A 6,189-nucleotide genomic window follows, 5' to 3' on the forward strand; every position below is an offset into this window, starting at 1 on the left:
ACGCAATACTGATCGCAATATCAGCGCTTACACTCGGCACTGTGCCTTTTGTCCATTTCAGCAGCGGCATGAAAGCTAAGGCAATCAGAGCCAGTATGCTTAATGGCAAGATCAGACTATTAAAATAAGGTGCGCCAACTGAAATGTTTCCTAAACCGAGCAGTTGATAAACCATCGGATAAAAAGTGCCAAGAAAAACGATAGCAGTCGCAATAACCAGCAGCCCTTTGGCGATGTAAGCAGTGTAAGCTCGGCTCGCTAGAGATTGAAGTTTGAAGCGAGGGAGTTGTTCTCCTCGCAAAATCAATACGCCAAAAGTGATGATGACAAGCAAGCTCAATACACCAATCAGCACCAAACCTTTAGTTGGGTCCACCGCAAAAGCGTGCACTGAAGTCAGCACGCCAGAGCGCACCACGAATGTCCCTAAAATGCTTAGGCTGAACGTAGCAAACGCCAGTGCATAGGTGCTCCAAATTGCGCCTCTGTTACGTGTTGCGACAACACCGCTGTGCAACAAAGCAGTACCAGTAAGCCAAGGGAGTAGAGAAGCGTTCTCCACAGGGTCCCAAAACCACCAGCCGCCCCACCCTAGCTCATTGTACGCCCACCATGATCCCACCAAGATACTCAACGTGAGCGTTCCCCATGCAAAAAACGCTGCGCTTCGAGCAACCACATACCAATCGCTCATCGGTTGTTTACCCAATAGCGCTGCTAATGCAAAAGCTAATATTGCTGCGTAACCGACATAACCGAGATAAAGCAATGGTGGATGAATGATAAGCCCAACATCTTGCAACATTGGGTTTAGATCTCGTCCTTCCGACGCCAATACTTGGGCATACTCGAACGGGTTAGAGGTCATTAACGTGAACCAAGCAAATGTCGCAATAAGAACGTTCATGATTCCTAAACAGTCACAAGTATATTGGGCGTTGAGCGGTGACTTAAATGCAATAAACGACGCCCATAAACTCAAGGTGACGACCCAAAACAACATGGAGCCTTGGTGCCCACCCCAAGCGGCAGCAATCTTGAATGCTACGGGAAGTTGACTGTTGGAATGCGTAACAACATATTCCAACGCAAAGTTGTCTTGCACGAAGCAGACGATCAGAAGTGCTAAACAAATGAAGGAAGCTAAGCTAATGATGTGGGACATCGCGACTTGATGCGGCAATGTCGCCTTCTTACTCATAGCACGACGTAGCCAATGCAGCAACGATGCACAAGTCGATGTTACAGCCACCAATATCAGTAAGAAGAACCCTAGCTCAGCTTCCATTTATCCCCCTTACACTACGGTCATTTGACCGGCATAGAGAATGAAAGTACGCAGCATAAGTACGCCAACCAAGCTCAACGTCGTGACCACAAAAACGTAACTGCCTTTGTGGCGCACTTCAGAAGGCGTCAACCAATTGAGAGTCAAAGGCGTAATCATGCCGATGAACACTACCCCAACCCAGAACCATTGAGCCCAGAACCCACTCGAAATTGCATTCCAAGCCGCGACTTCGTTCTGACCACCGCTGAAGATCAATCCAGTAAAGAAGGTCACTAAGACAAACAACTCAAACAACACTATTGGGCGTTCAAATCCGTGCACCCAAGACACACTTGGGCTGCAGGTCGACTCTTTAAACACCAAGATGCCGAACATCAAGCATGCTGCTGCGCCCGAGGACAAACTAGAGAACAGGAACAAGATTGGCAGTACTGGATTGTTTAGCATTGGGTAAGTCTTCAACGCAGACAATAGAAAGCCAGTGTACGCTGCAAGCACGATGGCTAAGAAGCCCAAGAACAATTCAATGGCGTTGTTGGCTTTCCCCGCCTTAATCAAAATGCCATCGGCAAAATCCAGCAGTTTGCTTGGTAACTTCCCTTCACAGAAGCTGATGATTTGATGGCGGAAGATAACGCCAATCCAAACAAACAACACGATCATGTACACTTGAAACAAGATCACGCCCATCGACATCACAGACGTTGGGTTGTAGTAGATCATGATCTTCCAAAACTCTAAAGGCTTGGTTAAATGGAAAATCAAAATTACCAACCCAGCAATGATGCCAAATGGTGCGAGCCAAGCCATCGCTTTCATGATGCCGTTTTTTGCGGGATCACCTTCAATCACTTTGCGTTTTAAATAGATTGAAATCATCACCGCACCCGCTGACATCCCAGCAAGGAACAAGTAAATCGCGATGATCCAATCCCAGACTAACGAGTCAAAGTGGAATGCACTTTCGAAGCCGTTCATGATGACACCTCCCCTTTGCTATGCGGAATTTTGTACAGTTTAGGTTGGGTACCTAAATGCGATTTATCGCGATAGACAACATGGCTTTCGATAGCTTTGCTCACCTCGCTAGTTGGGTCATTTAAATCACCAAAGATGAGTGCTTTTGTTGGGCAAGATTCCACGCAAGCTGGCTGCTTACCTTGCGCTAGGTTGGTATCACGGCAGAAGTTACATTTATCCGCAGAGTGATCGACTGGATTAAAGAAGCGCACTTGGTAAGGGCAAGCGGCAAGGCAATAACCACATCCGACACATTTCTCTTTGTGCACATCCACAATGCCGGTCGCTTCATCTTTGTATGCAGCGCCAGTTGGACAAACGTACACACATGGTGGGTTATCACAGTGCTGACAGGATTCGCGAGTAAACTGGTATTCCACATCTGGAAATTCGCCAATCGGTTCACTGCGATGAATTTTAAGTCGCGTTACGCCTTCAGGGACTTTATTTACTTCGCGACAAGCATCGGTACAAGCGGTACAGCCAATGCAGGCATTTTCATCATGAACCATACCCATGCGTTTCGCTTGTTCACGGTTGCTGGCATAAAGAGAGGAGCTAACAACGGAAGTGCCTGCAACGCCTGTAGTTAAAATCAACGCGCCGCTGCCGGCTAAAAAGTTTCTTCTCGAACATTTCATGCTATCTCTCCTCTTCTTTGGCAAGTTCAGGTTCGACGGCAAATTCAGAGTGACAATCCACACACTGCTTGATCAGTTGTTTTCTGTCGTACGACAACGCTTTGGTTTTCGCTGCGTGTACATCGTGGCAATTTGAACAAGTGAGGTTTTTGGCGTGCACATCGTGCGTCCAGTGGCTTTCTCTCAGCTGTGTCGGTGCGTGGCAATCCACACATTGGCCGTTGGCTTTAAGAATCATGCTTGGATCAAGGAACACTTTGTCGTGTACCTCTTTCGATTGCGCGGCAGAAAACTTAATCACATCAGGCGCACCTTCACGATGGTCGGGACCAATGTTGCTATGGCAATTGGTGCAATTAAGTTGCTTCCCTTGGCTGAGTAGAGCTTGCGGGTCATGCGAAAGGTTCAGAGTCTCTTTTGCATCCTTATGACATTGCAGACACTTGTAGTCACGGTCACGGATCAACTCGACTTGATGACGCTCAGCTTGAGCACCTTCAATCGGCTCTGAAGAAGTCGCATGGGCGGCGATGGAGAAACCATAGATGGCAAAGACGAAGAGAAGTTTCAGCATTGTCTCTATGGTCAATTTTATATTGCCCATATTGTTCTTTCCTTAGCTCGATAATAATTGATAACTATTCTCAATTATTTATTTGAGCGACAATTAATTTCCTCTGAAGATATTTTTTAGATCTTCAAATGACATCAATTCTTATTTCGGAAAGCCACAACGCTAAACCTATATTTATAATACCTCTATTATTCATAAGGGGTAGAAACGCCTGCTCAAAAAGCGAACTAAATCACCCTACTTTTAAAAAGGTTAAAAACCCAAAGCATTGCAGAACAATGACTTAACAACTACCACTTTAGAGGTATATAAATTCAAACATGACTGAGATCACTGGTGTAAATTGATCTAAAACAAGACAAGATTCACTCACTATTTCATCTATCCAATTAAGCAATATTATTAATCGTAGATCTCCAGTTCTTATTTGGAATAGCTCCTCACAACGCTGCTAATAAAAACGAATATGGAGATAACACTGTGAGCATAAAACACTGGATGAGCGCACCTATTGCGGTTGCGACCTTATTCGCCAGCCAATTATTTTTGGTCGGCGCTCCGTTGGCGGCAGAAGAAAAAGGCCTCATCGATCCTCGTAACGATGTCTTTGAACAGAACCACCCTGATCAATACCATTCTTGGAAAGCAACATCCGAAAGTGAGCACATTGAAGATGCTCTAAGTGAAGACCCAAACATGGTTATCCTGTGGGCTGGTTATGGCTTCGCGAAAGACTACAACAAAGCGCGCGGTCACTTTTACGCAATTGATGATGTTCGTCAAACCTTACGTACCGGCGCACCGACTGATGAAAAATCCGGCCCTATGCCGATGGCGTGCTGGAGCTGTAAAAGCCCAGACGTTGCTCGCGTGATTGATGAACGTGGTGAAGACGGTTATTTCGAAGGTAAATGGGCACGCTTAGGCTCAGAAATCGTCAACCCTATCGGTTGTTCCGATTGCCACAACACAGGCTCTGAAGCCTTCAAGAAAGGCGAACCTGCGCTAGCACTGACTCGCCCATACGTCGAGCGTGCTTTTGATACTATTGGTAAAAACTTTGATGGACAGTCTCGCCTAGATAAGCAAGCATCGGTCTGCGCTCAATGTCACGTTGAATACTACTTCACCGGCCCAACTAAAGCGGTTAAATTCCCATGGGATATGGGCACCACCGTTAATGACATGGAGAAATACTACGACGCGTTGAATTTCAAAGATTGGACGCATGCCGTATCTAAAGCGCCGATGCTAAAAGCGCAACATCCAGGTTTCGAAACTTGGAGAGCGGGTATTCATGGTAAAAACAAAGTGGTGTGTGTGGACTGCCACATGCCTAAAGTGACCAAAGAAGACGGTACGGTGTACACAGACCACAAAGTGGGTAACCCATTTGATCGTTTTGAAGACACCTGTGCGCAATGCCATACCCAAACTAAAGAGCAGCTACAAGGCATCGTCTCGACTCGCAAAGCGCAAGTACTGAACATGAAGCTAACCGCCGAGAAGCAAATCGTAGCGGCACACTTTGAAGCAGGCGCAGCGTGGAAAGCAGGTGCAACAGAAGCAGAGATGGAACCTATCCTACAAGATATTCGCCATGCACAATGGCGTTGGGACTACGCGATTGCTTCTCACGGTGTTCACATGCATGCTCCTGAGGTAGCACTTGAAGTACTAGGTACTGCAGTTGACCGCGCTGCTGACGCCCGTACCAAATTGGTTCGTTTACTGGCAACCAAAGGCATTACTGACCCTGTTCAAATTCCAGATATCTCGACCAAAGCGAAAGCGCAACAAGCACTAGGCATGGATATGGATAAGATGAACGCAGACAAGAAACACTTCCTAGAAACAGTAGCGCCAGAGTGGGATAAAGCAGCAGCTGAACGCGAAGCCACGTATTAGTCTAACTGGCAACGGTTAACTTATAGATACAACAAGGGGCGTACTGAACGCCCCTTTTCTTTCTTTATTATCTTTATCTCTTCATCCTGATTCTATCGAGAGACAAAAATCGAATGTACTAGCGACGAGGAAGCCTAGGTCTAGGTTGAATATTTGGACGTGCTTTAGGTATCTGCACATTTGGACGAGCAACTGGACGCTGGATCTTCGTTTCCGGTAATGCTTTTCTTTGTTGAACCTTTTCTTTCACCGCCTTGCCTTGTAAAGTCGCTGGTTCAATATGCTCCGGACGATTCTCCCATTGGGTTCGAATCTCTTGCTTTTGCTCGTCAGGCAATGATTGCCAATGATCATCAAGCTGGCGTTTGATGTTATCGATATTGGCGGACATATCGTCGTCTTTCCAATCTTCGACTTTGTCTTTGATGGATTGCTGTTGGTCTTCATCTAAACCATTCCACCACTCTTCCAGTTTCTCTTTGTATTCATCGTCGTTATCGCAACAGCCCGGATAGTAATAAATCCAGTAGTCGTCATGATCGTACCACCACGGGTCGTAGTAACCCGATGAATAATAAACCGTAGAGGAAGAGCCAGAATGATCGGAAGAGCTACAACCCGCCAGCACAGAGCCGCACAGCAAAACCAATATGCTTAGTGCTTTATTTTTCATTCGTTGCCCACCTTTCCCTCTATTGCTTGTTAAATTGTACGCTTACAACAGCTCTTTTGCTTTGTTAATAGAGTTAATGATT

General features: G+C 46.1%; 6 protein-coding genes. 1 reads left to right on the top strand and 5 read right to left on the bottom strand.

Features of this window, described 5'->3' with window-relative positions; translation table 11 throughout:
* The 4 genes from CAG68_RS13095 to nrfB form a co-directional block, all read right to left on the bottom strand.
* A partial coding sequence (locus CAG68_RS13095) for a cytochrome c biogenesis protein CcsA (protein ID WP_161441249.1) occupies positions 1 to 1,288 on the bottom strand: 1,288 nt, incomplete at its 3' end.
* Between the two features lie 9 nt (positions 1,289 to 1,297).
* Positions 1,298 to 2,269, bottom strand: coding sequence for a cytochrome c nitrite reductase subunit NrfD (gene nrfD / locus CAG68_RS13100; protein WP_161441250.1), 972 nt, complete (start codon positions 2,267 to 2,269; stop codon positions 1,298 to 1,300).
* Entirely contained in the window at positions 2,266 to 2,952 is a 687-nt protein-coding gene (gene nrfC, locus CAG68_RS13105; RefSeq protein WP_086046905.1) for a cytochrome c nitrite reductase Fe-S protein, read from the bottom strand. The genes nrfD and nrfC overlap by 4 nt, the downstream gene beginning before the upstream one ends.
* A 1-nt stretch (position 2,953) precedes the next feature.
* Entirely contained in the window at positions 2,954 to 3,556 is a 603-nt protein-coding gene (gene nrfB / locus CAG68_RS13110) for a cytochrome c nitrite reductase pentaheme subunit (RefSeq protein WP_053306575.1), read from the bottom strand.
* Positions 3,557 to 4,006: 450 nt separating this feature from the next.
* On the opposite strand from nrfB, the gene nrfA reads away from it, so the two are divergent.
* Positions 4,007 to 5,434 carry an ammonia-forming nitrite reductase cytochrome c552 subunit gene (gene nrfA / locus CAG68_RS13115; protein ID WP_085569792.1) on the top strand — a complete coding sequence of 476 codons (1,428 nt, stop codon included), beginning with the start codon at positions 4,007 to 4,009 and terminating at the stop codon, positions 5,432 to 5,434.
* A 118-nt stretch (positions 5,435 to 5,552) separates the two neighbouring features.
* Here the strand turns inward: nrfA and CAG68_RS13120 are convergent, their stop codons facing one another.
* The gene (locus CAG68_RS13120) at positions 5,553 to 6,107 is read right to left on the bottom strand and encodes a hypothetical protein (RefSeq protein ID WP_085569791.1); all 555 of its coding nucleotides are present in this window, start codon (positions 6,105 to 6,107) and stop codon (positions 5,553 to 5,555) included.
* Between the last annotated feature and the right edge of the window lie 82 nt (positions 6,108 to 6,189).

It is taken from the genome of Vibrio sp. V42_P2S4T144 (assembly GCF_009904715.1).
In the GTDB taxonomy this organism is placed as follows: Bacteria; Pseudomonadota; Gammaproteobacteria; order Enterobacterales; family Vibrionaceae; genus Vibrio; species Vibrio alginolyticus.

Excerpts from the sequence above, each read along its gene's own strand:
- nrfD (WP_161441250.1), bottom strand. The coding sequence starts at position 2,269 with ATGAACGGCTTCGAAAGTGCATTCCACTTTGACTCGTTAGTCTGGGAT.
- nrfC (WP_086046905.1), bottom strand. The coding sequence starts at position 2,952 with ATGAAATGTTCGAGAAGAAACTTTTTAGCCGGCAGCGGCGCGTTGATT.
- nrfB (WP_053306575.1), bottom strand. The coding sequence starts at position 3,556 with ATGGGCAATATAAAATTGACCATAGAGACAATGCTGAAACTTCTCTTC.
- CAG68_RS13120 (WP_085569791.1), bottom strand. The coding sequence starts at position 6,107 with ATGAAAAATAAAGCACTAAGCATATTGGTTTTGCTGTGCGGCTCTGTG.